General features: G+C 60.2%; 2 protein-coding genes. Both read left to right on the forward strand.

The genetic code is table 11. From position 1 onward, the window contains the following. Window positions 1-26: 26 nt before the first annotated feature. Window positions 27-848, forward strand: coding sequence for a competence/damage-inducible protein A (locus AC04MI_RS24960; RefSeq protein ID WP_056067111.1), 822 nt, complete (start codon window positions 27-29; stop codon window positions 846-848). Window positions 849-1,020: 172 nt separating this feature from the next. Next, window positions 1,021-1,762: glutamine synthetase beta-grasp domain-containing protein (locus tag AC04MI_RS24965; RefSeq protein ID WP_476499019.1), on the forward strand; the 742-nt coding region annotated here is incomplete at its 3' end.

Raw genomic sequence — 1,762 nt, forward strand, 5'->3', positions numbered from 1 at the left:
AATCCGAACCCTGGAGACAATCCACCATGACCCCCACCTTTGGTCTCATCATCGTCGGTGACGAGATACTGTCGGGCAAACGGGCCGACAAGCATATGCCCAAGGTGATCGAGCTGCTATCGGCGCGGGGCCTGTCGCTGGCCTACGCCGACTATGTGGGCGACAGCCCGGACCGCATCACGGCCACTTTGCAGCGGGCGTTCGCGTCGGCCGATGTGGTGTTCTCGTGTGGCGGCATTGGCGCAACCCCAGACGACCACACGCGGCAATGTGCTGGACGTGCCCTGGGCCGGGATCTGGCCCTGCACCCAGAAGCCGAGACGCTGATCCGCGAACGCATGCAGGATGTGGCGCGCGAGCAGGGCGTGCCCTATGAGCCCGACCGGTCCGACAATGTGCACCGCCTCAACATGGGCATGTTCCCGGTGGGCGCGCGCATCATTCCCAATCCCTACAACAAGATTCCCGGCTTCAGTTGCGACGGGCCAGGAGGTGGTGCCGTGCACTTCGTTCCAGGTTTTCCTGTGATGGCCTGGCCCATGATCGAGTGGGTGCTGGAGCAGCACTACGCAGCCCATTTCAACCGGGCACCGCAGACCGAGCAGTCGGTGGTGGTTTATGGTGCGATGGAGGCAGCCTTGACGCCCCTCATGGAGCAGATTGAAAAATCGCACCCGGATGTGCGGGTGTTCAGTTTGCCCAGCGTAGATCATCCACAATACGGGCGGCATATCGAACTGGGTGTCAAAGGGCCCGCGTCCTCGGTGCCTGCTGCATGGCAGGCTTTGAAAACAGGATTGCACGAATTTGGTGCAAATTGCGGCCCTGAATTGGTGCGCAACCTGTGAGACTCAGATTTGGTAGATGGATTGCACCGCATTGGTGCTTTTTGGCGCGTGCCATGCCGACCTGCCGCGGGTAGCGCTCCTTCATAGTGCGGTGCTGCACTCGGCTGGCACGCAAACTGCTTTTATTTCGGCAAACTCTTTTTTCAACAAGCGCTTTATCCAGGAGAACCTGATGGCCAAGACCGTTGCAGACGTGATGAAGATGGTGAAGGAGAACGAAGTCAAGTTCGTTGACTTCCGTTTCACCGATACCCGTGGCAAACAACAGCACACCACGGTGCCCGTCTCTCACTTCGACGAAGACAAGTTCACTTCGGGCCATGCCTTTGACGGCTCGTCGATCGCCGGTTGGAAGGGCATTGAAGCCTCCGACATGCAGCTGATCCCCGACCCGAGCACGGCCAACATCGATCCGTTCTTTGAAGAAACGACGCTGATCCTGACCTGCGACGTGATCGASCCCACCGACGGCAAGGCCTACGASCGCGATCCCCGATCCATTGCCAAGCGCGCTGAAGCCTACCTGAAGGCCTCCGGCCTGGGCGACACGGCCTACTTCGGTCCCGAGCCAGAATTCTTCATCTTCGACGGCGTGCGCTGGAGCACCGAACCCAACAACACGTTCTACGAAATCGAAGAGTACGAGGCCCCCTGGAACACGGGCGCCAAGCTCGAAGGCGGCAACCGTGGCCACCGCCCCACCGTCAAGGGCGGCTATTTTCCCGTGCCTCCCGTCGACAGCACGCAAGACATGCGCGCCGAGATGTCCCTGATCCTCGAATCCCTGGGCATTCCGGTCGAAGTGTTCCACCACGAAGTGGCGGGCGCCGGCCAGAACGAAATCGGTACCCGTTTCAGCACCCTGGTTGAGCGCGCCGACTGGACCATCCTGCAAAAGTACGTGATCCACAACG

The organism is Acidovorax sp. LjRoot204, assembly GCF_056175785.1.

Coding starts and splice junctions, on each gene's coding strand:
- AC04MI_RS24960 (WP_056067111.1), top strand. CDS start 27: ATGACCCCCACCTTTGGTCTCATCATCGTCGGTGACGAGATACTGTCG.